We start from the raw sequence: 23536 nt of genomic DNA, 5'->3' as shown, positions 1-23536 counted from the left end.
CCAACGAAACGGATGCTGTGATCGGCGCGAGCCGGGGCGGCGGGATTTGCCCGCTTTGAGCCATCTGGCGCTGTGATCCATGTCAATGCGGTGGTGGATGTCATCGGGAAAGATGGCGGCCCGGATCCACGCGGCTGGCCCGGCAGGGAACCAGCCGGCTTCATTTTCCTGGGTTAGACATATGAAGACGCATTTTCTGAAAATTCTGTTGATCGGGCTGCTGTCGTCGGTGCGGGTTTTCGCAGATGACGCGGCGCCGGACCTGCCTTTGCCGGTGGCCGTGATCGCAGGCAACCTGACGGCGGTCGAGCAACATATCGCGGCGGGGACAGATCTGAACCAGCGCGATGATTTCGGTTCGACGCCGCTGATCATCGCCGCGGTTTTCGATCGGCCAAAGGTGGCGGCGGTATTGCTGGCCGGGGGTGCAGATGCGGCATTGCGCGATGCGCAAGGGTCGACCCCCTTGCACATCGCGGCCTTTCTAGGACGAACCGAGGTTGTTCGGAGCCTGCTTGATGCCGGTGTGGACCGATATGCGCGCAGCGCGAACGGCGCGATGGCCTTTGACTACGCGGCGGCGCCTCTGCCCGAAGAGAAACCGGTTTTCGACGTGCTGCGCGCCCAGCTTGCCCCGATCGGGTTTCGCCTGGACGATGCCGAGGTCGCGGCCGCAAAGCCGGTGATCGCCGGGTTGCTGCGCCCATCGCGCGACGACCTGGAGGGGGTGACATTTACCCCTGTCGAACGCGACGGCTTCCCCGTGTCGACGCCCGAGGCCGAGGGGCTGGACCCGGCGCTGGTGGCCGAGATGTACCGCGAGGCCGAGGCGCTGCCGCGGCTGTTCAGCATTCTTGTCGTCAAGAATGGCAAGCTGGTGGCCGAGAAGTATTTCAACGACGGCGGGATCGACACGCCGTCGCTGATACAGTCTGTGGTGAAGTCCTATTATTCCGCCTTTGTCGGGGCCGCCCATGAACGTGGGTGCCTGCCCGATCTTGACTGGGCGGCGGTAGATTTCTTTCCGGAATTCGCCGGACAGATCACCGATCCGCGCACATTCGAGATCACGATCCGGCACTTGCTGCAGATGCGCAGCGGTCTTCCGTGGGAGGAGAGCGATCCGGCTTTGTGGGACAAGCTGATTACCGAGAACAACCTGAACCTACTGGTGGACTTTCCGCTGGTGAACGACCCGGGCGCGGCGTTCAACTATTCCAACATGTCGACGCGGTTGCTGGGCGTGATCGTCGCGCGGGCCTGTGACGTCGATTTGCGCGCCTTTGCCGAGGCAGCGGTAATCGAGCCGATTGGCGGAACGCTGGGCGATTGGGCCCGCGATCCGCAAGGCGAATATCATCCGGTTCTCGAGACGACCGCGCGCACCAACGCCAGGTTCGGGATGCTGTACCTGGAGGGCGGTGCCGCGCGCGGCCGCCGGGTGCTATCGGACGCGTGGATCGCGGCCTCGCTTGCCAACTATTCCGAGGATGCCTGGGTGACGCAGGAGCGGCTGAGCCATGCCGGCCGCTACTTCCGCGATCTTGGGTATGGCTATCAGTGGTGGCAGGCGAGCGTGGGTGACCGCCGGGTGAATTTTGCCTGGGGTCATGGCGGCCAGCTGATCGCGCTGATCGAAGATCTGGACATGGTGCTGGTCGTCACTGCCTATCCGGCCTGGCTTGAACATGATGGCGAGAACTGGCGCCACGAGCGCGCGCATCTGAATCTGGCGGGCAAGTTCATCTCACTTTTGCCATAGGGGAAACCCGGCAGTTGCGGGTTTCCTATTGTTTTCGTCGGGAAATTGCCGCGCGCCCCTTGACCTTGGCCGCGCTTGGCCCCCATGTGTAGGGCAATGACTTGAACGCGAACAACGAGGGGGGCTTACCCATGGCTTTCGAACTTCCTGATCTTCCCTATGCGCATGACGCGCTGGCCGACAAGGGCATGTCGAAGGAGACGCTGGAATATCACCACGACCTTCACCACAAGGCCTATGTCGACAACGGCAACAAGCTGATCGCGGGTACCGAGTGGGAAAACAAATCCCTCGAAGAGATCATCGTGGGCACCTATGACAAGGGCGCCGTGGCGCAGAATGGCATTTTCAACAACATCAGCCAGCTGTGGAACCACAACCAGTTCTGGGAGATGATGGGCCCTGGCGCGAGCCCGATGCCCGGCGAGCTGGAAAAGGCGCTGACCGAGGCGTTCGGTTCGGTCGAAAAGTTCAAGGAAGAGTTCAGCGCGGCGGGCGCGGGCCAGTTCGGCTCGGGCTGGTGCTGGCTGGTGCAGAATTCCGACGGGTCGCTGGCCGTGACCAAGACGGAAAACGGCGTGAACCCGCTCTGCTTTGGCCAGACCGCGCTTCTGGGCTGTGACGTGTGGGAGCATTCCTACTACATCGATTTCCGCAACAAGCGCCCGGCCTACCTGACCAACTTCCTGGACAACCTGGTGAACTGGGAAAACGTCGCCAGCCGTATGAAATAAGCTCCGTTGCGGGCTGAAAACGGACGCGGCCGCCCGGTGGGACGGCCGTTTTCGTTTCTGCGCGGCGCAGCGGGCGGCTCAGCCGATCTCGAGCACGATTTTTCCGATATAGCCCTTTTCGCCAAAAGCCGCCTGAGCCTCCGCGATTTGCCGAAGTGGATAGGTTGCGGCCACGAGCGGCGCGATCTCACCCCGTTCGATCCGGCGGACCAGGGCCGCGAACACCCCCGGATCAAGCACCGTGCAGCCGAAAAGGCTGAGATCCTTGAGATAGAGGGTGCGCACGTCGAGCGTGACGTGAGGCCCGGCGATGGCCCCGGCGACAGAATAGCGGCCGCCGGGGCGCAGCACGTCGAGCAGGGTTGGCCAGGTCGGCCCGGCGACCAGGTCGATGACGACATCGACGCTGTCGGGGCCCAGGGCCTGCACGAGATCGGCGCCGCGATCGACGGTTTTGTCGGCGCCGAGCGCGACGAGCGAAGGTGCCTTCGACGGGTGCGTGACGGCGAACACCCGGGCGCCACGGGCCCGTGCCAGCTGTAGCGCGGCCGAACCGACGCCGCCCGACGCGCCGGTGACCAGCACCGTGTCACCTGGCCCGACGTCGGCCCGGGTGAGCATGTTTTCAGCGGTCGAGTAGGAGCAGGGAAACGAGGCGAGCTGAACATCGGTGAGATCGCTTGCGATGCGATGGGCGTGGCGCGATGCAACGCGGGTATACTGGGCAAAGCCGCCATCGCATTCGGACCCGAGATACCAGGGCCGTTCGAGCCGTTGCCCATCGGCTTCGACAAGGCAGGGTTCGATCAGGATACGCTCGCCGATGCGAGCCGGATCGACGCCATCCCCCACGGCCACGATGGTGCCGCACACATCGGCGCCCTGGATGCGCGGGAAGGTCATCGGCGCGCCCGACCAGGTGGCATCGCCAGCCTCGGCATCGCCCTTGGAATACCAGGCCAGCCGGGTATTGATATCGGTATTGTTGACCGCGGCAGCGTGCACCCTGACAACAACGTCGCCTTTGCCCGCCCGCGGGATCGGAAGATCATCGCGCCAGCTGAGCATGTCCGGACCGCCGTGGCCGGTCAGGACGACGCCCGACATCGTGGTTCCGGTGTGCATGACGCCCCCCTGTGTGTGCCCGCGAAACGCTGACGGTGAAGCCGGCGCCTGTCAACCCGGGGGCGGGTTGACTTCGCGCGCGGCCGTGGCCCAAGTGGCGATGTCGACCGCAGGGCGTGACCCAGGCCCCGCGCGACATGCAGACGGCCCCAAACCCGAGGGAGACAGCGGTGAGCGAAGCGGGAAAAGGTGTTGCGGCAATGGTGGCGGCGGCCCTGCTGTGGGGGCTGGCGCCGCTATATTACAAGCTTCTGGTGCATATTGATGCGGTCGAGATCCTGGCGCATCGCACGGTGTGGTCGTTCTTGCTGTTTGCGCTTTTGCTGCTGGTGCAGGGGCGGCTGGGGCAGCTGCCCGCGGCGATGAACAGTGCGCGCGCGCTGGGGGTGATCGTGCTGGCGGCGGTGATGATTTCCACCAACTGGCTGCTCTTCATCCTGTCGGTGCAGTGGGGGATGACCACGCAGGCGGCGCTGGGATATTACATCTTCCCGCTGGTGGCGGTGATGCTGGGCTGGGTCGTGCTGGGCGAATGGCTGTCGCGGGCGCAGTGGAGCGCGGTGATGCTGGCGGCGCTGGGCGTGGGCGTTCTGACCTACGGGTTGGGCGTGGCGCCTTGGGTGTCGCTGGTGCTGGCGTTCAGCTTTGGCCTTTACGGCCTTGTCAAGAAACGGCTTTCGGTGGGGCCGACGGTGTCAGTTACCGCCGAAGTGGCGGTGCTGGCGCCGGTGGGGCTGGCCTGGCTGATGTGGCTGGAGACGCGGGGGGCGGGGGTGTTCGGCGAAGACATGCTGGACAGTTTCCTGCTGGTCTTTTCCGGTGTTCTGACGGCGACGCCGCTGATCCTCTTCTCCTATGCCGCGCGGCGGGTGAGCCTGTCGACGATCGGGCTGTTGCAATACATCAACCCGACCGGGCAGTTCCTGTGCGCGGTGGTGATTTTCGGCGAGCCGTTCAGCGGCTGGCACATGGCCGCCTTCGGCTGCATCTGGGTGGCGCTGGCGCTTTATTCGGTGTCGGCAGTGTCGCGAGAAAGGGCATCACGCAGGGTGGCGATGGCCGCGGCCGGGCCGTCGACCACGGTGATGAATTCGCGTAGCGAGGCATCGGCGAAGCCCTGAGCGATGACGTGGTCGACAAGGCCGGTCAGCGGATCCCAGTAGCCGTTGGTGTTCACCAGCAGGATCGGCTTGGCGTGCAGGCCGAGCTGTGCCCAGGTGAGGACCTCGAAGAACTCATCGAGCGATCCCGCGCCGCCGGGCAGCACGACGATGGCGTCGGAATTCATGAACATCACCTTCTTGCGCTCGTGCATGTTCTCGGTCACGACGAAGCGGGTGAGATCGCGTTTGCCAACCTCGAGCTGCATCAGGTGGGTGGGGATTACGCCGAACGTATCGCCGCCGGCCGCCTGTGCGGCGCGTGCCACCGCGCCCATGATCCCGACATCGCCAGCGCCGTAGACGAGCCGCCAGCCTTCGCCGGCCAGCGCGGTGCCGAATGTGGTGGCGTCGTCCATGTAGGCGGGCTGGGCGCCGGGGCGGGAGCCGCAATAGACGCAGATCGAAGGCTGTGGCGTGAATGTAGACATGTGGATGTATTCCCGATGGCGCGACAGAAGGTGTTTTGACCCGTGTTAGCCTTGTTGTTAAAGAGGCTCAACCGCGCATGCTGCCTAGGCGCGGAGGGGAAGGACGAACATGAGCAAACTGGCTGGTTTGACGGGCGTACAGGGCCTGACACTGGCGGGAGTCGCGGCGGTGGTGATCGCCGGGGCAGGGGCCTATTTTGCCGGCGTCTTCACGCCGGAACCGGTTGAGGAGCCGCAGCCTGTGGCGGTGGTGCCCGAGGCGGCGCCCAGTCAGCAGAGCGCGGCGGTGACGCCCGCGCCAGAGCCGGAGCCCGTGCCAGAGCCCGCGCCGGAGCCCGCCACCGAGGCGGATGCGCCACGCCGCCCCGCATTCGACCTTGTCCGGGTCGAGCCGGATGGCAGCACGATGGTGGCCGGGCGCGGGGAGCCCGGGGCAGAGATCGTGATCGAGCTGGATGGCGAAGAACTGGCCCGGGTGACGACGGGATCGGATGGCAATTTCGCAAGTTTCCTTCAGCTTCCCCCGGCCGAGATGGCCCGGGTGATGCGGCTGGTAATGCCTGTGGAGGGGGCCGAGCCGCTGACATCGGCGGAAGAGGCGATCCTGGCGCCGGTGCGGGTGGCGGTGGCCGAGGCTGTGACCGCCGAGGAACCGACGGCGGGCGAGAGTGAGCCTGCGGCAGCGGAGACCACGGCCCAGGAGGGGGCTGCAGAGGAACCCAAGGTTGAGATGGCCGCGTCGGAAACTCCGTCCGAACCCAAGGCTCCGACGGCCCCCGTGGCGCAATCGCAAACCGTTGTCATGATGACCAGCCAGGAAGGCGTGCGGGTGGTGCAACCGCCCGCGCCGCGCGAGGCCGCGCCGGAGGTGATGAGCGCCGTGGCAGTGGACACGATTTCCTATTCCGACGAGGGCGAGGTGCAGATCGCGGGACGCGGGCAGGGCAGCCGCTTTGTGCGGGTCTACCTGGACAACACGCCGATCACCACGTCGCGGATTGCCGAGGACGGCAACTGGCGCACCGATCTGCCGGACGTGGATACCGGTGTTTATACCCTGCGGGTGGACGAGATCGACGAAGAGGGCGCAGTGGTGAGCCGGGTCGAGACGCCGTTCAAGCGCGAGGATCAGCAGGTGGTGGCCGAGGCGGGCGAGGTGACGGCGATCACCGTGCAGCCGGGCAACACGCTCTGGGCCATCGCGCGCGAGAGATATGGCGAGGGCACGCTTTACGTGCGGCTGTTTGAGGCCAACAAGGACCGCATCCGCAACCCTGACCTGATCTATCCGGGCCAGGTGTTCGACATTCCGCAAGACTGATCTGCCCGTCAGGCGACGGGACGTCATGCAAGCGCCATACTGGCGCGGGCGCGGCGCTGTGACATACTGGGCCGACCAGCAAAGGGAGGCCGGGCATGCAGCGCATTCTTGTCGATCAATCCGATATTACACTTGTGGCGGCCGACGACGCCCCGGTGCCGGACCTGCAGGAGGGTGAGGCGCGGTTGCGGCTGGAGAGTTTCGCGCTGACCGCGAACAACGTGACCTATGCGGCCACGGGCCACGTGATCGGTTACTGGAAGTTCTTTCCCAGCGGGATCGACGGGCAGGGCATCGTGCCGGTCTGGGGCGTGGCGCGGGTGAGTGAGAGCCGCTCGGACGCGCTGGAGGAAGGCGCGCGGCTCTACGGCTTCTATCCCATGGCCGAGGAACTGGTGATCCGGCCCGAGGCCGAGGCGCCGGGCGTGGTGGTGGATGCCGCGGCGCACCGGGCCGACCTGCCGGCTGTCTACAACCGCTACACGATGGTGCGCGAGGGGGCGGCGCGCGACGATCACATGCGCGCGCTGTTGCAGCCGCTTCTGGCCACGTCCTACCTGCTCTTTGACTGGCTGGTCGACAACGGGATGTTCGGGGCAAGCCAGATCATCATCGGCAGCGCATCATCGAAGACCGGCCTGGGGCTGTGCAAGTTCCTGGCCGAACCGGAAGGGCGCGACTGGACCATTGTCGGGCTGACCGGGGCGGGTAATCGCGCCTTTGTCGAAGCGCTGGGTGCCTGTGACCATGTGCTGAGCTATGAAGAGATCGACCGGATCGCGCAGGTGCCATCGGTTTACGTGGACATGGCGGGCCATGCCGGGGTGAAGGCGGCGCTGCACCGGCACCTGGGTGACGCGCTGAAACACTCGGCGGCGGTGGGCACAAGCCACTGGGACAAGTTCGCGCCGCCCAAGGACCTGCCGGGGCCGAAGCCGCAGTTCTTTTTCGCGCCCGCGCAGATTGCCAAGCGGCGCGAGGAATGGGGCCCCGGGGTGATCGAAGCGCGTATCACCGAAGGCTGGAAACGCATCGCGGCGGATGCCGAGGCTTGGCTGGACCTGCGGGTGCACCAGGGACTGGCGGCGGCGCCGGATGTCTATCGCGCCTTGGCCGAGGGGCGGGCCGATCCGCGTGACGGGCATGTCTTTGAGCTGTGACGAGGAAACGTAACGGCGCAGGCACTGGCAATCCCCGGCGAAGCGGCCTATTTCTGGGGCCTTGAGTTCGAAGGGATCCGCCGATGCGCCGTGGCCGCCGCGTTTACACCAATGCCAACCTGAACAACGACCAGATCTCGGGGATGCGCACGATCCGCCGGGTGGCGCCCTATTTGTGGCCGAAAGAGCATGCGTGGGTGAAGCGGCGGGTGGTGCTGGCGATGATGGCGCTGGTGGCGTCGAAGCTGGTCGCCGTGTTCACGCCGATCCTGTACAAATACGCGGTCGACAGCCTGAGCGATGCGGGTGCGTCCGACCTGATGCTGGGGGCGGTGGGGCTGACGCTGGCCTATGGCATGGCGCGGCTGATGGCCAACGGGTTCCAGCAGCTGCGCGATGCGATCTTTGCCGCCGTGGGCCAGCGGGCGCTGCGGGCGCTGGCGCTGGAGACGTTCGAGCATATTCACAGGCTGTCGATGCGCTATCACATCACGCGCAAGACGGGGGGCCTTAGCCGGATCATCGAGCGTGGTGTGAAGGGCGTAGAGTTCCTGCTGCGCTTCCTGCTGTTTTCGATCGGGCCGCTGGTGCTGGAATTGCTGATGATCGCGGGGATCCTGTTTTTCCTGTTCGACGCCTGGTATCTGGCCGTGGTGGCGGTGACCATCGCGCTTTATGTCTGGTTCACCTTCAAGGTGACGGAATGGCGGGTGAAGCTGCGCCGCGAGATGAACGACCAGGACACCGATGCCAACCAGAAGGCGATCGACAGCCTGCTGAATTTCGAAACCGTCAAGTATTTCGGCGCCGAGGCGCGCGAGGCCGCGCGCTATGACAGCGCGATGGCGGCCTATGCGCGCGCGGCCCTGAAAACCGCCTATTCGCTGGCCTTCCTGAATTTCGGCCAGGCGTTTCTGATCACCGGCGGATTGGTCGGGGTGATGGTGATGGCGGCCATCGGCGTGCAGAACGGGCACCTGACGGTGGGCGATTTCGTGATGGTCAACGCCTACATGATCCAGATCACCATGCCGCTGAATTTCCTGGGCACGGTTTACCGCGAAATCCGCCAGGCGCTGGTGGACATGGGCGAGATGTTCGACCTGCTGGAGCAGCCGCCCGAGGTGGCCGACAAGCCCGGCGCGCCCGCGCTGAAGGTCGGGGGCGGCACCGTGCGGCTGGAGGATGTGCGGTTCGGCTATGAGCCCGAGCGGCCGATCCTGAAGGGCGTGAGCCTGGAGGTGCCGGCGGGTCAGAGCGTGGCCATCGTGGGCCCGTCGGGTAGCGGCAAGTCGACCATCGGGCGGCTCTTGTTCCGGTTCTACGACGTGCAGGGCGGCGCGCTGACCATCGACGGGCAGGACGTGCGCGACGTGACCCAGCAGAGCCTGCATGACGCGATTGGCGTGGTGCCGCAGGATACGGTGCTGTTCAACGACACGATCCGCTACAACATCGCCTATGGCCGCGACGGGGCCAGCGAAGAGGAGATCGTGGCGGCGGCAAAGGCGGCGCAGATCCACGACTTCATCCAGAGCCTGCCGCAGGGCTATGACACGGCCGTGGGCGAGCGGGGGCTGAAACTCTCGGGCGGGGAAAAGCAGCGCGTGGGCATTGCCCGGACGCTGTTGAAGAACCCGCCGATCCTGCTTCTCGATGAGGCGACGAGCGCGCTGGATACCGAGACCGAGCAGGAGATCCAGGGCGCGCTGAAACGTGCGGGCGAAGGGCGCACGGTGATCACCATCGCCCACCGGCTGAGCACGATCGCCGATGCCGACCGGATCATTGTGCTGGAAGCCGGCGAGATCGTGGAGGAAGGTAGCCACGAGGACCTGCTGGCGCGGCAGGGCCGCTACTGGAGCCTGTGGCAGCGCCAGGCGGCGGAGCGCGAAGAGGCGGCGTGACGGGCAAGAAGCGCGGGTAAAGCGCGAGGCAGACATTTCTGACAGGAGGGTTGCGTGCCTCCGGTCGTTTGGTCGGATCGTCACCGCGCCCTGGACGGCTGGATCAGGTCCTTCCCGAATACACCTGGATCGCGATGGCGAGGACATAGATGCAAAGAAGCGCGAGGCTTTCGAAGCCGATGCTTCCGGGTCCCTTCTTCTCTCGGAAGATGAGCCCCAGCATGAGGATCGCCGTCATCAGCATCCCCGTCGCCAGCCAGAAGAGATCCTGCGAGCCCACCGCATGGTATATCGACCCGCCGCGATAGCCGACATCTGAGATCGTGAGAAAGAGCGTGTCGAAAGTGTTGCCGCCGATGATCCCGCCAACGGCGAGCTGAAGCGCGCCCCGCCTTACGGCGGCGATGGTCGTGACGAGTTCGGGCAGGGAGGTGATAACGGCGGTGACGAGCGCGCCGACGAGCGAGGCCGAGAGCCCTAACCTGTCGACAAGCTGTGCGCCAACCTGACTGATGACCCAGCCCGCCGAGCCGAGAAACACCATGAGCAGCATAAACCCAAAGATGAGCCGGCGCGCCGGATTGCCCGGCGTGTCGCCATCCTCGGGTTCATCGGCGCGGGTCTCATCGGTCTCGACGGGCTGCCACATCGGCTTTTCGCGCAGGCGTGCCGTTGCGATGACGCCGTAGGCATAGACGATGGGCAGCACGAAAGACGCCGGGTGGACGCCCCAGATCGCGATTTCCGGAGCGGTGAAGGCCGCCGCCGGGATCACGAGAAGCAAGAGAAGCACGCCGCACTGGAAAACGTTCGCAAGCTCTGCCGCCGCGTGTTCGAGATTGGCGCGGCGATATACGATGTCGGCGATGGCGAGGAATGCTGTCTGTGCAGCGATACCGCCTATTCCGTTCGAGAAGGCGAGCGAAGCGCGCCCGTCAAGTGCCGCCGTGAATGACACGACGGTGCCCGAGAACGAAGTCGCAGCGCCAAGAAGCACGCCCCCCACCACCGCCTCGCCGAGGCCCGTGCGGTCGGCGATCCGATCCGCGAGTCCGGTCATGCGGAGGCCAACAAGCAGAATGACCAGCGCCGCGGAACTGCCAATCAACAGTAGGACAGGAAGGGAAAGGTCGTCGAACATGCTCCCAGAACGCCACCTTCGGGCGTCCGTTGCAAATCATTTCGCAACCATCACCGTGCAGGTGGCGGATAGAACATGCCGGGGATCCACCGTAATAGCCGGGCAATGGCGAGCGGCATGGCCGACGGTGGTGGAAGGCTGCGGTCCTCGTGCCCGGTGTGGAATTGGCAGCAGCGGCTGTCGCGTCGCAGGAAATCGAAGTGGCTGAACGACAACGCCTTCGCAGGCCGTGAATTGAATGACCGCGTCGTCCGCGTCACAGCCCTGCCGGTTGGTCAGGCCGCAACCAGAGCGCAGCCTTCGACAGTGATGCGGTGCATTTCGCGGCGGTATCCCTGGTAGTCGTTGATCGCCTTGTGCCAGGTGGCGCGGTTGTCCCACATGGTCACATCACCAGGCTGCCAGCGCACGCGGGCCTGGAATTCTGGTTTCTGGCAATGCTCGTAGATCGCGCCGAGGATGTGGCGGGACTCGATGGGCGAGAGGCCCTCGATCCGCGTGGTGAACTGGGGATTGACGAAGAGCGACTTGCGCCCCGAAAGCGGGTGGCGGATGACGACCGGGTGCAGCACGTCCTGCGTGGCCAGGTGCGCGTTGCCGATGCGGCCGGTCCTGGCGCTGTCGGTGTCGGCCACGTCGGCGCCGAAGACGTGGCGTGAACTGTGCCAGGCGTGGAGGCCTTCGAGCATGCGTTTGAACGGTTCGGACAGCGCATCATAGGCGGCGGTGGTCGAGGCGAAGATCGTATCGCCGCCATGGGGCGGGATGTCGATAGCGTGAAGGATGGACCCGGTTGCCGGTTCGGTGTCATAGGCATGATCGGTGTGCCATTCCTCGCCCACGGCGCCGGTCTGGTCGGCCTCTTTCACCACCAGCGAGATCTCGGGGTGGCTGTTGAGCGGTGCAAAGAAACGGTTGATGTTGATGGCGCCGAAGCGGCGGGCGAAGGCCAGGTGATCCTCGGGGGTGATGGTCTGGCCACGCAGGGTGATGACCGAATGATCGACAAAGGCCTGGCGGATGTCATCGAACTGGTTCGGATCGCGGATATCCGCGCCGAAGATCTCGGCGCCGAAAAGGCCTGTGAGGCGTTTGATGTCCATGGTTGTCCCCCCGCTGGTCAGGCGGCCTGAAGCGGCACGCCTTCGATCGTGATCCGGTGCATCATGCGGGCGTGGCCGTGATAGTCGTTGATCGCCTTGTGCAGCGTGGCGCGGTTGTCCCAGATGGTGATGTCGCCGGGGCTCCATCCCAGCCTAAGCTGGAATTCGGGTTGCTGGCAATGGGCGTAGAGAAAGCCAAGGAGCGCGTCGGATTCGGCCCGGCTGAACCCGTCGATATGCGTGGTGAAGCGCGGGTTGATGAAGAGCGTTCTGCGCCCGGTGAGCGGGTGGCGGATGACCACCGGGTGGAGCGCGTCCTGGGTGGCGGCCTCGGCATTGCCGGTGCGGCCCGAGCGCTGGGTTTCGCTGTCGCTTTTCGACGCGCCGAAGGCGTGGCGCGAGCTGTGCCAGGCGTTGAGGCCCGAGAGCATGTGTTTGAAGCGTTCGGAAAGCGCGTCATAGGCCGCGCCCATCGAGATGAAGACGGTGTCGCCGCCCACCGGCGGCAGATTGACCGCGTGGAGGATTGAGGCGGCGGCGGGGGCGGTATCGTAGGTGTGTTCGGCGTGCCAGATCTCGCCGATCGCCTCGCGCTGGTCGGGGGCTTTCTGGATCATGGCGATCTCGGGATGGTCGGGCAGGGCGGCGACGAACCGGTTGATGTTGATGTCGCCGAAGCGGCGGGCGAACGCCACAAGGCTGGCGGGATCGGCGCGTTGCGCGCGTAGTGCGATGACCGAGTGATCGGCGAAAGCTCGGTGGATGTCCTCGACCTGTGCCGGATCGGTGATGTCGGCGCCGGTGATCTCGGCGCCGAAGACGCCGGTGATTTGTCTGATCTGCATGGTTGCCCCCCATTTGCCGGCCCGGTCCGGGGCCGGGTAAAGGGGGTAGAGCAGATTGCGGCATTTCGCAATCGGAGGTTTAGTCGCGCCGGGACGGGCAAGCGGGATTATTCCGCCGCGCGCACCGTGTCATCGCCCTTGGGCTTTTCCTTGGTATCGTCGCTTTCGGCTGCATCGTCGGCGACATCGTCATCGGCCACGGGCGGCATGTCTTCGGTCGTGGTCTCGGTCCCGGCGTTTTCGTCTTCGCCTTCGGGGGCGGGCAGCTTGCCCAGGCGGGCGAAGACGCCTTTCACGTCTTCCGGCCCGGGTTCGGCGGTGCCGTCATGTGATTCCTCGAAATCGGCGAGGGCTTCGTCGAAATCCTCGGGCCAGAGCAATTCGGGCGCCTTGTAGCGGCGGGCAGCGCGGCGCAGGGCGAAATCCTGCGCAGCCGCCGAGGCGCGGCCGAGGCTGAGCGCCTTCAACCCGCGTGCGATCCAGCCGGCATAGGTCGAGAGCCAGACCCGAAGTGCCAGCATCGACGGCGTGAACACCAGCGTGAGCAGCGTGGCGACGCCCAGGCCGAAGACCACGGCGGTGGCCAGCTGTTTCCACCAAAGCGAGGTGGGGCTGTCGATCGAGTAGCCGCCATTCCAGAAGTCGAGCGACAGGCCGAACATCATCGGCGTGAGACCGGCCATGGTGGTGATCGTGGTCAGGAAGACGGGGCGGATGCGATCTTCGGCGGTGCGGATGATCGCCTCGATCCGGGGCATGTAGCCGGCGTAATCCTGGTAGGTGTCGATCAGAACGATGTTGTTGTTCACGACGATGCCTGCGAGGGCCACGATACCGACGCCGGTCATGATGACCGAAAAGCTCTGATCCATGACCAGCATACCGATCAGAACGCCGGTGGTGGACAGCACCACGGCAAGCAGCACCAGGACCGAGTTGTAGAAGCTGTTGAACTGCGCCAGCAGGATGATGAACATCAGCGCCAGCGCGCCGGCAAAGGCCGACATGAGGAAGGACTGGCTTTCTTTCTGGTCGTCCTGGTCGCCGGTCCATTCCCATTCCACCCCAGCGGGGAAGGGCGCGGTTTCGAGCCATTCGGTGAGCGTGGCGATACGTTCGTTGTCGTTGACGGGGACCAGGTTGTAATCGCTGCCAAGCAAATCGTCGATGGTTTGATCTTCGGCCGGGGTGACGATCGCGGGGCGATCATCGCCATCGGTGTCGGTCATGGTGACGGCCGAGGCGGGGACGGGTTTGGCAGGGTCAAGGAACTGCGCGGTGCCGAGTGTCGCGCCGCCGGTTGTCGCCTCGATCCGGAAGAACCCCTTTTTCACGCCCGCCTTGACGTCGAAATAGCGGGTCTGGTCGGTGCGGTTGATCTCGGCCAGCTTGGCGACGGGTTTGCGGGTGATGAAGTTCGACAGCGGCACGAGGCCGTCCTGGGTGCGCACCTTGAGCGTGTCGAGGGTGGAAAGCACGCGGTCGTTTTCCGGCAGGCGGACGCGGATCTCGATTTCCTCGTCCGAGCTTTCGACGCGCATGGTATCGAGCAGGATGCCGCGGGTGACGAGCTGAACCATGCCGCCGACGGTGGCAACGTCGGCGCCAAAGCGGCCGGCCTTTTCGACATCGACGTCGATCTGCCAGTCGATGCCGGGCAGGGGCAGCGTATCTTCGATCAGTTCCAGCGCCGGGGTTTCATCGAAGCGGGCGCGGGCGATTTCGGTGGCTGCGAGCAGGTTTTCCCAGTTGTCGCCCTTGAGCCGCAGGTGCACGGGCTTGGCCGAGGCGGGGCCACGGGCCTGGGCCAGGATTTCGACCTTGATGCCGGGGATCTGTTCAAGCTGGCGGGTGAGGTCGGCGATCACCACGTCGCCGTCAAGCTGGGCCAGTGTGATGTCGTCATGGGTGGCGGCATAGGCGGGGCGCGCCTCCCACGGGATGGTTTCGAGCTGGACCTGGCCGATCGTGTCCTTTGGGGGCTGGGCGCCGCCGGTGTTGTTGTTCAAGCCACCTTCGCCGGCGAAGGCAAAGGCGTTTTCGACGCCGGGATGCGCGAGGACGACCTGTTCGGCCTGGCGCACCAGCGCGTCCTTCTGCTGGATCGAGAGGTTGCCGCGGGCGCGGACATAGACGATGGCCTGTTCCGGTTCGCTGTCGACGAAGAAATCCACGCCATTGTTGTGTTCGCCGTAATAGGAAAAGACATTGGCGACGAGGAAGATGACCGCGCCGATGGTGACGAGCGGCATGATCGGGTTGCCGGCGATCAGCCTGGTGAACCAGCCGAAGAGCGTGCGGTGGCGGCGGCCGGCCACGGGCGGTTTGCGGCGGATGATCTTGGCTGCCGAGACGGTGATCGAGCTGGCCACGGCGCCGGCCAGGAAAATCGCGATGCCCGGCACATAGGCCATGAAACCCGAGAACGGAGAAGGCCCGCCGGTGAGCGGGCGGAAGAGGTAATCGGGGTTCAGCACCTGCATGGCGCCGAAGAAGATCATGTAGAGCGAGGGCGGCACGAGCAGGGCACGCACGACCCAGGGCGTGCGGCGGCGCAGCCAGTCCGAGGAGCGGGTGAACTTGCGGCTGACGCGGCCGGTGACGCCGCCCATCACCGGCAGGTAGATGAGCGCCACGATCAACGAGGCCGAAAGCACGAAGATCAGCGTGACCGGCAGCATGCCCATGAACTGCCCCGGCACGCCGGGCCAGAACAGCATGGGAAGAAAGGCGCAGAGCGTGGTGGCGGTGGAGCTGACCACGGGCCAGAACATCCGCTTGGCGGCCTCGACATAGGCGTGCATCGGGCCGGTGCCGTCCTGGATCCGCTTGTCGGCATATTCCACCACGACGATGGCGCCGTCGACCAGCATGCCGACGGCGAGGATCAGGCCGAACATCACGATGTTCGAGACCGCCACGTCCATCACCGCCAGAAGCGCGAAACACAGCAGGAACGACGTGGGAATGGCAAAGCCTACCAGCAATGCCGGGCGAACGCCGAGCGCGCCCAGAACCACGATCATGACCAATGCGATGGCGGTCAGCACCGAGCCTTCGAGCTGGCTGATCATCGAGCCCACGACGCGGGACTGATCGTTCGATGTGCCCACGGTGACCGCCGAGCGCAACTCGGGTGGCCAGTTTTCGGCCGCTTTGGCCACCGTGGCTTTCACCTCGACGGCCATGTCGAGAAGGTTGAAGCCCTTGCGTTTGACCACCTGCAGGGCGACGGTGTTTTCGCCGTTGAAGCGCGCCGTCGAGGCGCGATCCTCGAAGGTGAGGCGGATATCTGCCAGATCGCCCAGGGTGATCACCCTGTCGCCATTGGTCTTGACCGGCAGCGAATAGACATCCTGCGGTTCGTCGAAGCTGGACGGGATCTTGACCGAGAAGGCGCCGGTTTCGGTTTCGACTTCGCCCGCCGCGATCAGCTGGTTGTTGTTCTGCACCACGCGGATCAGTTCGCCCGCGGTGACATTGTAGGATTCGAGCTTGAGCGGGTCGATCACCACCTCGAGCATCTCGTCGCGGTTGCCGGCGATGCCGGCTTCGAGCACGGCATCGAGGCTTTCGAGCCGGTCCTGCAGATCCTTGGCGATGCGGTTCATCGTGCGTTCCGGCACCGCGCCGGTGAGATTGACGATCAGGACCGGGAATTCGGAAAAGTTGATCTCGTTGATCGAATATTTCTCGTAACCTTCGGGGAATTTGCCCTCGGCCGTGTTCATCGCCTCGCGGACATCCGCCATGGTCGAGGACTTGTCCCAGCCGAATTCGAATTCGAGAAAGATGCCGGCGTAGTTTTCCGCCGCGGTGGCGGTCATCGCTTCGAGCCCGTCGATATCGGCGAGCTCGGTCTCCATCACCTTGACGAGAAGGGTTTCGCTGTCGGCGGCCGAGATGCCGGGGAAGGGGACCGAGACGAAGAGGCCTGGGATCTGGATGTCGGGTTCGCCCTCTTTCGGCAGGGCGAAGTAGGAATAGGCGCCCGCCAGGATGGAGAGCGCGATGAAGGCCAACACCATCCGCGCGCGGGAGGCGGCCCAGTCGACCAGCCCGGTCATTGTTCGGCCTGCTGATAACTGGCCCGGACCGGCACCCCGTCGACCACGTATTCCTGGCCGATGACGATCACGTCGGCCTGATCGTCCAGCCCGGTGATCCACACGCCCTGGGCGGTGTCACGCAGCAGCGTGACCGGCTGGAACAGCGCATGGCTGTCCTCGCTCACGACGCGCACGCCCAGAATACCGTCATCGTTCAGCGTGAGGGCGGATTGCGGCACCAGGTGGGCCGCCGCCCCGTCTGAGGCGATGGCGATTTCGGCGGTCTGGCCGTCGCGAATCTGCAGGCCGTGATTGGGCACCTCGAGCTCGACCCGGAAGGTGCGGGTGAGCGGGTCGGCCGAGCGCGACAGGAAGGTGACGCGGCCGATGAGTTCTTCGCCATTGGTCAGGCGCGCGCCTGCCGGGGCGCCGATGTTCACGCGGTCAACCTCGGTTTCGGGCACGAAGCCCACGACTTTGATCGGATCGAGCTGTATCACGGTGGCGCAGAGCCCGCCGGGCTGCATCAGCGAGCCGAGTTCGGCGGTGTCGGATTCGAGCAGGCCCTCGAAGGGGGCGTGAAGCTCGAGCCGGGAGATTTCCTTTTCCGCCGCGGCCACCGCGGCCTCGGCCGACTGGATGGCGGCGCGGACGTTGAGCACGCCCGATTGCGCTGATTTCAGCCCGGCCTCGGCCGACTTCACCGACGCCTCGGCGGCGCGGATGGCGGCCTGCGCCGCGGCGACCCGCGTTTCCGACGCATAGCCGCCCTCGGCCAGTTTGCGCGCGGCGTTGTCGTTGATGCGCGCCTCTTCGAGCTGGGCGCGGGCTGTTTCGAGCTGGGCCTCGGCTGTCGGGATGCTGGCCTCGGCCTCGGGCATGCGGGCATGTGCCTCGGCCAGGCGGGCGCGCGTTTCGGCCAGCGACGCGTCGCGGGTGCCGGAATCGAGCCGGCAGAGCACATCGCCCTGATCGACATAGGCGCCCTTGCGCAGGGGATCGGAGATGACCAGGCCGGAGGTTTCGGCGCGCACATCGACCTGGCGGGCGGCCTCGGTCTGGCCGCGCAGGATGACGGCGCTGTCGATCACCTGGGCGGTGGAGTGGATGGCAACCACGCCGACGGTGCCGGTTGCCGTCTCTGGCGTGGCGGGTGCGGCCGGTTCGACGGCTGTCGTAGCGGTGGCGGTTTCTTCGCCGCGCGCGAAGGCGAAAAGCGTGTCGCGTTCGATGATGAGAAGATAGAGAAACGCCGTCACCAGAACCGCGGTGAGGAGCGGGAATAGTCGCATGTCACATGCCTTTCACGCGGTTGGCGGGCCGATGCCCGACCAGATAGGCAAATCCAGCCCCGTTGTGAACCCTTTGCAAGCTGCATTCGGGGCGGGAAATAGACCTGAATCGCCAAAACTGAACTGTCCGGTTCAGTTTAGCCATGCGGCCGGGCCGGTGCAAGCACACGATTGCGCGAGACCGCGACATCCAGAGCGGCCTTGGCAGGGCCGGGAGGCTGCGGTAAGAGGGGGCAAAAGTACGAAGGGGCGGATGCGTGAGCGACACCGACAGTTTCATTGACGAGGTGACCGAAGAGGTCCGGCGCGACAGGTTGTTCCGGCTGATGAAGCGCTATGGCTGGATTGCCGTTCTGGCGGTGCTTGTCCTGGTCGGGGGTGCGGCCTTTAACGAGTACCGCAAAGCGCAGGCCACGCGCGCCGCGCAAGAGACCGGCGACGCGATGATCGCGGCGCTGCGCAATGACGATCCGCTGAAGCGCGCCGAGGCATTGACCGCGCTGGCGCCGGAAAATGCCGGGGCGCAGGCCGTGGCCGCGCTGCTGGCAGCGGGCGAGCAGGTGAACGCGGGCGAGTTCGACGCCGCGGCGCAGGCTCTTGCGGCGATCGAGGCGAATGCCGATCTGCCGCTGATCTACCGGCAGATCGCGCTCTTCAAGAAGCTGGCGGTTCAGGCCGGGGGCCTGTCGGTCGAAGAGCGGCGGCAGGGCTACGAGTCGCTGATCGGGCCGAATTCGCGGCTGCGGCTGATGGCCGAGGAGCAGCTGGCGCTGATCGATATCGAGACCGGCGACACCGAAGCCGCGCTGGAGCGTCTGAAGATGATCGCATCGGATGCGGGGGCGACAGCGGGCTTGCGTCGGCGCGCAACACAGTTGATGGTGGCATTGGGGGCCGAGCCCGAGACAGGCGCGGCAACGGCGGCAGACGCGGCCACGAACGGCGGGTAACGCCGGTACGCAAGATAGGTGGGGCCATGATGAGGGCAGACATTTTCAGGAAAAGCGGTTGGGTGATGGGCCTTGCCGGCGCATTGGTGCTGGCGGCCTGCGGCGAGCGCGAGGAAATCCTGCCCGGCAAGCGCGAAAACCTGCGCGCCGTTCTGAGCGATGAACTGGCCGATATGCCCGAGGCAGTGGTGGAAGACCGCAGCGTGGCGGTGCAACTGCCGGCGGTGCAGAGCAATGCCAACTGGACCCAGCGGCCCGGCACGCCGGCAACGCGGGTGAGCCACCCCGCCTTTGGCGGTGCGATGCAGATGATGTGGCGCGCGCCGATCGGCCAGGGGGATTCGCGGCGCAAGCGCGTCACCGCCGACCCGGTCGTGGCCGGTGGACGTATCTACACGCTGGACGCCGAGGCGCGGGTCACGGCGACCGCCACAAACGGCGAAACCGTATGGACGGCCGACCTGGTGCCGCCGCGAGATGCGCCAAAGGATGCGTCGGGGGGCGGTCTGGCCTATGGCGACGGCGCGGTGTTCGTGTCTTCGAGCTTCGGCCTTCTGACGGCGTTGGACGCGGCGACGGGCCAGCAGCTGTGGCAGCAGAAACTGCAGGCCACGGGATCGGGCACGCCGACATTTCTGAACGGGGTCGTTTACCTGGTTGCGGGTGATACCACGGCCTGGGCGATCGACGCCAAGACCGGGCGGATCAACTGGCAGCTCGACTCCACGCCGAGCGCGCATAACGTGATGGGCGGCCCGGCCCCGGCGGTGAACGAGCGGGTTGCGATTTTCGCCTTCGGCTCGGGCGAGGTGCAGGCGGCGTTCCGCGGCGGCGGGTTGCGGTTGTGGGATTCGGTGATTTCGGGGCGGCGCAGCGGCATCACGCGGTCGCGGGTAACGGACATTACCGGCGATCCGGTCATTGTCGGCAACACGGTCTACGTGGGCAGCCATTCCGGCCGCCTGATCGCGCTGAACGCGGGCACGGGCGAGCGCCTGTGGACCGCCGAGGAAGGCCCGCTCAACCCGGTCTGGGTTGCCGGTGGGTCCGTGTTCCTCGTGTCGGACCAGAACGAGCTGGTGCGGCTGAACGCCGAGGATGGCAGCCGCATCTGGGGCAAGGAGCTGCCCTTCTTCGTCAAGAATCGCCCGCGGCGGCAGAAAGAGATCTTCCTGCATTACGGTCCGGTTCTGGCCGGTGGCCGCCTGATCGTGGCCAGTGGCGACGGCCTGATCCGGGCGTTCGACCCGGTTTCGGGCGATCTGACCGCGACGGCGGAGATCCCGGGCGGGGCCACGTCGAACCCGGTTTTCGCAGGCGGCGTGATGTATGTCGTCTCGCGCAATGGTGAGCTTTACGCTTTCCGTTGAACAACGCTTGGTGTATCGGGGCGGCCTGATACGCCCTGGAGCATGAAACATGACCTTTACCCTCGCCATCGTGGGACGTCCCAATGTGGGCAAGTCGACCCTGTTCAACAGGCTGGTCGGCAAGCGCCTTGCGCTGGTCGATGACCAGCCCGGGGTGACGCGCGACCTGCGCGAGGGCGAGGCGCGGCTGGGCGATCTGCGGTTCACCGTGATCGACACGGCGGGGCTGGAAGAGGCGACCGATGACAGCCTGCAGGGCCGGATGCGGCGGCTGACCGAGCGCGCGGTGGACATGGCCGATATCTGCCTCTTCATGATCGATGCGCGGGTGGGCGTGACGCCGGCAGACGAAGTGTTTGCCGACATCCTGCGCAAGCGCAGCGCGCACGTGATCCTGGCCGCCAACAAGGCCGAGGGCGCGGCGGCCGACGCCGGCGTGCTGGAGGCCTATGCGCTGGGCCTGGGCGAGCCAATCCGCCTTTCGGCCGAGCATGGCGAGGGCATGAACGAGCTTTATACCGTGCTGTCGCCGCTGGCCGATGAATATGCCGATCGCGCCGCCGAGCAGTCCCCGGAGACAGACGTGACGGTTGAGGAGGGCGAGGACCTCGAGGCCGTGCCGCAACCCACCAAGGCCAAGCCATTGCAGATCGCCGTGGTGGGCCGGCCAAACGCTGGAAAATCGACCCTCATCAACAAGATACTGGGCGAAGATCGTCTGCTGACCGGGCCTGAGGCGGGGATCACGCGGGACGCGATTTCGCTGAGCCTCGATTGGGACGGCACGCCAGTGCGGATTTTCGACACCGCGGGCATGCGCAAGCGCGCCAAGGTGCAGGACAAGGTTGAAAAACTCTCGGTGGCCGACGGCCTGCGGGCGGTGAAATTCGCCGAGGTGGTGATCGTGCTGCTGGATGCGGCGATCCCCTTTGAGCAACAGGACCTGCGCATCGCGGACCTGGCCGAGCGCGAAGGCCGCGCCGTTGTGGTCGCGGTGAACAAGTGGGACGTGGAGCCCGAGAAACAGCAGAAGCTGCGCGACCTGAAGGAGGCCTTCGAGCGGCTGTTGCCGCAGTTGAAGGGTGCGCCGCTGGTCACCGTGTCGGCCAAGACGGGCCGGGGGCTGGACCGGCTGCACCAGGCGGTGATGCGGGCCTATGACGTGTGGAACCGGCGCGTGCCGACCGCCGCGTTGAACCGCTGGCTGGGCGACATGATCGAGGCGCATCCGCCGCCCGCGCCGCAGGGCAAGCGGATCAAGCTGCGCTATATCACCCAGGCCAAGACGCGGCCGCCGGGGTTCGTGGTGATGTGCAGCCACCCCGACAAGATGCCCGAAAGTTATTCGCGTTACCTGGTCAACGGGCTGCGCGAGGATTTCGACATGCCGGGCACGCCGATCCGCCTGACCATGCGCGGACAGGGCGACAAGAACCCCTACAAGGGCCGCAAAAAGAAGGCGCCGTCGAAGCTGCGCAAGCACCTTGAGGGGCGCCGCGGCTGAGACCGCGCGGGCCACGGGCAGGGTTTTTCCTACTTGCGAGTTGAGCAGTGGGCGTTAACCTGCCCCCGTCGATTGATAGAAGGCGGCCGCCGGTTTTTTCTAAGCCGCAGGTAAAGAACGGGGGGAACGGTTTTCATGAATATTCGTGAGTTTTCGCGCCAGTACACGCAGAAGAACGACCGGATCGCGTGGTGGGAATTGTTCGTCACGATGACGGGGTATGCGCTGAGCCTGGGGCTGGCGATCACCTGGGCGGGAACCTGGTGGCTTGTCATTCCGCTGACGGCGCTGGCGGGGCTGTTCGGTGTGCGCGTCTATATGATCCAGCACGATTGCATGCACCGGGCCTTTTTTGCGTCGCGTCGGATGAACGATATCGTTGGCACGCTTATTTCCCCGATCTCGATGACGCCGTACCAGGCAACGAAATACAATCACAACCTGCACCACGCCCATGTGGGCGACCTGGACCATCGCGAGGCATTCGAGATCGACATCATGACGATCGAGGAATACCGCAACGCGCCGCTGGGCCGGCGGTTGTGGTACCGGTTCTATCGCAGCCCGTTCACGCTTCTGGTGGTTGGGCCATTCGTGCTTTACCTGATCCTGCGGCGGTTCCCGCGCCATGCGTTCAAGACCGGCATCTGGGACGTGGTCCTGCATGATCTGGCAATCCTTGCCTATTTCGCGGGGCTTTACTGGGCTGCGGGCTGGGCCGGTGTTCTGGTACTGCTGGGGTCGATCTATGTCGGCGCGACCTTTGGCGCGGTCATCCCTTACGTGGTGCATAATTTCGAGCAGGTCTATTGGGGCCGCAAGCCCGACTACACCTATGAAAAAGGTGCGCTTCAGGGGTCATCCGTGCTGCGGTTTGGCGACCTGTTCGACCGGCTGACGCTGAACATCGCCTATCATGACCTGCATCACCTGAACGCCAATATTCCGTGCTACAACCTGAAGCGCTGCTTCGAGGAGGCGGGCGACCTCCTGCACAGTTACGAGATCGGGTTTCGCGAGGCGATGAGCTGCTATGGCTGGAAGCTTTATGACGAGCAATCGCGGCGGATGGTGACCTTTGCCGCGGCGCGTGGCGCGGCCGGGCAGGCGGTTAACACGCCGGCGGAATAAATTCATTAATCTTACCGAACGGTCGTGCCTGACGCCCGAGGGCGTCAGGCACGATGCGTGCACAGTGCGTGCACGGCCCGTGCACCGGCGAAAAGGTTAACATCGCGCGGCCGCGGCCCGCGGGCAGGGGTTAACGCGGCGCGCGCATCGGCCAAATGGCGCCGATGGCAGGTGCGGGCGAAACGAATCCACTTGCACGACTCGGGGCGGAGGAGGATATCGCGCGTGAAGGCAAGTTCGCCTTTGACCCGTGGCGGCGTGAGGCCGCCCTTGGAGACCTTACGGAAATGAAAGCACATATCCTTGTGCTGGGTGCTGCGGTTCTGGCCGCGACCCAGGCATTTGCTGCCCCCGTGGACAGCGACGGCAATGGCACGTTCTCGATGGAAGAAATGTCGGAAGCTTATCCCAACCTGACGGAAGAGCAGTTCGCCGACATGGATGCCAACGAAGATGGCGAGATCGACGAGGTCGAGCTGAACGACGCGATCGAAAACGGGGTAATCGAAGGCTGATCCCCAGCGCCTTTGGTTTTATCCTGGACCCCGGGG

Annotated in this window: 18 protein-coding genes; 11 read left to right on the top strand and 7 right to left on the bottom strand. The window is 65.3% G+C overall.

The annotated features are described in order from the left end of the window. Positions 1 to 181 precede the first annotated feature (181 nt). Positions 182 to 1762: a serine hydrolase gene (locus tag E0501_RS14365; protein WP_161594626.1), complete on the top strand. Its 1581-nt coding sequence runs from the start codon at positions 182 to 184 to the stop codon at positions 1760 to 1762. Positions 1763 to 1893: 131 nt separating this feature from the next. Next, positions 1894 to 2496, top strand: coding sequence for a superoxide dismutase (locus tag E0501_RS14360; protein WP_137702072.1), 603 nt, complete (start codon positions 1894 to 1896; stop codon positions 2494 to 2496). Positions 2497 to 2574: 78 nt separating this feature from the next. Here E0501_RS14360 and E0501_RS14355 read toward each other — a convergent pair whose 3' ends face one another. Then, positions 2575 to 3621, bottom strand: a complete 1047-nt coding sequence (locus E0501_RS14355) for an alcohol dehydrogenase family protein (protein ID WP_137702071.1) — start codon at positions 3619 to 3621, stop codon at positions 2575 to 2577. 170 nt (positions 3622 to 3791) lie between these two features. On the opposite strand from E0501_RS14355, the gene rarD reads away from it, so the two are divergent. Further along, positions 3792 to 4742: an EamA family transporter RarD gene (gene rarD / locus E0501_RS14350; RefSeq protein WP_137702070.1), complete on the top strand. Its 951-nt coding sequence runs from the start codon at positions 3792 to 3794 to the stop codon at positions 4740 to 4742. Here the strand turns inward: rarD and E0501_RS14345 are convergent. Further along, entirely contained in the window at positions 4628 to 5212 is a 585-nt protein-coding gene (locus E0501_RS14345) for an LOG family protein (RefSeq protein ID WP_137702069.1), read from the bottom strand. The two genes, rarD and E0501_RS14345, sit on opposite strands and share 115 nt — an antisense overlap. Positions 5213 to 5321: 109 nt before the next feature. On the opposite strand from E0501_RS14345, the gene E0501_RS14340 reads away from it, so the two are divergent. From E0501_RS14340 to E0501_RS14330, 3 genes are all read left to right on the top strand, one after another. Then, entirely contained in the window at positions 5322 to 6533 is a 1212-nt protein-coding gene (locus E0501_RS14340) for a LysM peptidoglycan-binding domain-containing protein (RefSeq protein WP_137702068.1), read from the top strand. Between the two features lie 95 nt (positions 6534 to 6628). Then, positions 6629 to 7693, top strand: coding sequence for a DUF2855 family protein (locus E0501_RS14335; RefSeq protein ID WP_137702067.1), 1065 nt, complete (start codon positions 6629 to 6631; stop codon positions 7691 to 7693). 83 nt (positions 7694 to 7776) lie between these two features. Continuing rightward, positions 7777 to 9600 carry an ABCB family ABC transporter ATP-binding protein/permease gene (locus E0501_RS14330; RefSeq protein WP_137702066.1) on the top strand — a complete coding sequence of 608 codons (1824 nt, stop codon included), beginning with the start codon at positions 7777 to 7779 and terminating at the stop codon, positions 9598 to 9600. Between the two features lie 103 nt (positions 9601 to 9703). On the opposite strand, the gene E0501_RS14325 is transcribed toward E0501_RS14330, so the two are convergent. The 5 genes from E0501_RS14325 to E0501_RS14305 form a co-directional block, all read right to left on the bottom strand. Continuing rightward, entirely contained in the window at positions 9704 to 10741 is a 1038-nt protein-coding gene (locus E0501_RS14325; protein WP_137702065.1) for a sodium:calcium antiporter, read from the bottom strand. Positions 10742 to 11016: 275 nt separating this feature from the next. Next, entirely contained in the window at positions 11017 to 11844 is an 828-nt protein-coding gene (locus tag E0501_RS14320; RefSeq protein ID WP_137702064.1) for a TauD/TfdA dioxygenase family protein, read from the bottom strand. Positions 11845 to 11861: 17 nt separating this feature from the next. Then, complete coding sequence (locus tag E0501_RS14315; protein ID WP_137702063.1) at positions 11862 to 12689, bottom strand: TauD/TfdA dioxygenase family protein; 828 nt, start codon at positions 12687 to 12689, stop codon at positions 11862 to 11864. A 107-nt stretch (positions 12690 to 12796) separates the two neighbouring features. Then, the gene (locus tag E0501_RS14310) at positions 12797 to 16756 is read right to left on the bottom strand and encodes an efflux RND transporter permease subunit (protein WP_137702062.1); all 3960 of its coding nucleotides are present in this window, start codon (positions 16754 to 16756) and stop codon (positions 12797 to 12799) included. After that, positions 16753 to 18030 (bottom strand): efflux RND transporter periplasmic adaptor subunit, encoded by a 1278-nt coding sequence (locus E0501_RS14305; RefSeq protein WP_137702061.1) that lies wholly within the window; start codon positions 18028 to 18030, stop codon positions 16753 to 16755. The genes E0501_RS14310 and E0501_RS14305 overlap by 4 nt, the downstream gene beginning before the upstream one ends. Before the next feature lie 257 nt (positions 18031 to 18287). On the opposite strand from E0501_RS14305, the gene E0501_RS14300 reads away from it, so the two are divergent. The 5 genes from E0501_RS14300 (at position 18288) to E0501_RS14280 (ending at position 23500) form a co-directional block, all read left to right on the top strand. Continuing rightward, entirely contained in the window at positions 18288 to 18980 is a 693-nt protein-coding gene (locus E0501_RS14300) for a tetratricopeptide repeat protein (RefSeq protein ID WP_137702060.1), read from the top strand. 29 nt (positions 18981 to 19009) lie between these two features. After that, positions 19010 to 20350: a PQQ-like beta-propeller repeat protein gene (locus E0501_RS14295; RefSeq protein WP_235857864.1), complete on the top strand. Its 1341-nt coding sequence runs from the start codon at positions 19010 to 19012 to the stop codon at positions 20348 to 20350. 49 nt (positions 20351 to 20399) lie between these two features. After that, positions 20400 to 21854, top strand: a complete 1455-nt coding sequence (der, locus tag E0501_RS14290; protein ID WP_137702059.1) for a ribosome biogenesis GTPase Der — start codon at positions 20400 to 20402, stop codon at positions 21852 to 21854. Between the two features lie 135 nt (positions 21855 to 21989). Beyond that, on the top strand, positions 21990 to 22985 hold the full coding sequence (locus tag E0501_RS14285; RefSeq protein WP_137702058.1) for a fatty acid desaturase: 996 nt from the start codon (positions 21990 to 21992) through the stop codon (positions 22983 to 22985). A 287-nt stretch (positions 22986 to 23272) separates the two neighbouring features. Further along, positions 23273 to 23500 carry a penta-EF hand family protein gene (locus E0501_RS14280; protein WP_137702057.1) on the top strand — a complete coding sequence of 76 codons (228 nt, stop codon included), beginning with the start codon at positions 23273 to 23275 and terminating at the stop codon, positions 23498 to 23500. Positions 23501 to 23536: the final 36 nt, after the last annotated feature.

Origin of the sequence: Marimonas lutisalis (genome assembly GCF_005434965.1) — a bacterium.
GTDB lineage: Bacteria > Pseudomonadota > Alphaproteobacteria > Rhodobacterales > Rhodobacteraceae > Marimonas_A > Marimonas_A lutisalis.
The sequence above is the reverse complement of the archived record's forward strand: the minus strand, read 5'-3'. Positions and strand labels throughout refer to the sequence as shown.